The following is a 1,025-nucleotide window of genomic DNA, read 5'->3' as shown; positions in this document are numbered from 1 at the left end:
CCCTCTACCCGGCCTCCTCCGCCTCCGCTCCCTCCCCCGCGTGCTCCAGGGCGGCCAGCGCGGTGACCGCCCCCAACTCCCAGCACGCCTCGCGGGCCTCGGAGTCCGGACGCCCCGTGACGGTCACCGGGGGCCGGTGTCGGTGCCATCCCATACCCTTGGCCACCGACTCCACCGAGCGGACCGCTCCGGAGGTGTCGTTGTCACCGTGGACGTACAGTGCGTACGGAAGCCCCTGTGTGTCGACCTGCACGGGGTAGTAGACGGTGTCGAAGAAGTGCTTGAGGGCACCGGACATGTAGCCGATGTTGGCGGGGGTACCGAGTACGACCGCGTCGGCTTCGAGCAGGTCCGCGGCATTCGCGGAGAGTGCCGCCTTGACCTGCACTCGTACGCCTTCGATATCGTCTGTTCGGGCGCCGTCGAGCACCGCGTCCAGCAGTTCCCTCGTGGCGGGTGAGACCGTGTGGTGAACGATGAGCAGTCGTGCCATGCCCCCCACAGTAGGCAGATCCCCCTCGCGTGGCCCGGTCACACGCTCCCGCTCACCGTGAGCTCCGCGCAAGGAAAGCCAAGGACCCCATGAATCAGCCTCCTCCCCACGGGCAGGACCCGAACCAGGTTCCGCCCTACGGAACACCCAGCGGCGGACAGCCGCCCATGGATCCGCACAGTGGCGGCCAGCCCCCGATGGGCCCGCCGCCCGGTGGCATGCCCCACGGCGGAATGCCCCCTGGCGGGATGCCCCACGGCGGGATGCCCCACGGCGGGATGCCTCCCGGTGGCGGCCCGCCGCCGATGGGTCCGCCTCCCGGCGGGATGCCCCCCGGTGGTCCGGGCGGCCCCTACGGCGCAGGCCCCTACGGAGGCGACCCCTACGGCGGGGCCCCCGGCCCCGGCTACGGCGGCGACCCGTACGGGGGCCAGTACGCGGGCGGCCGGAAGCCGGTTCTTTTTCACAAACTACGCTGGCCCACGAGAGGGGAAGGGAGAAGTCCGGGGGCTGGGGGGTCTGTTACAACAAA

The 1,025-nt window shown here is 71.2% G+C and carries 1 protein-coding gene; it reads right to left on the bottom strand.

Features of this window, described 5'->3' with window-relative positions:
* Window positions 1-4: 4 nt before the first annotated feature.
* Complete coding sequence (locus ADX84_RS25100) at window positions 5-493, bottom strand: flavodoxin family protein (RefSeq protein WP_049579982.1); 489 nt, start codon at window positions 491-493, stop codon at window positions 5-7.
* Between the last annotated feature and the right edge of the window lie 532 nt (window positions 494-1,025).

Origin of the sequence: Nocardiopsis sp. SBT366 (assembly GCF_001083815.1) — a bacterium.
GTDB classification, from domain to species: domain Bacteria; phylum Actinomycetota; class Actinomycetes; order Streptosporangiales; family Streptosporangiaceae; genus Nocardiopsis; species Nocardiopsis prasina.
This window is presented reverse-complemented; position numbering and strand designations above follow the sequence as displayed.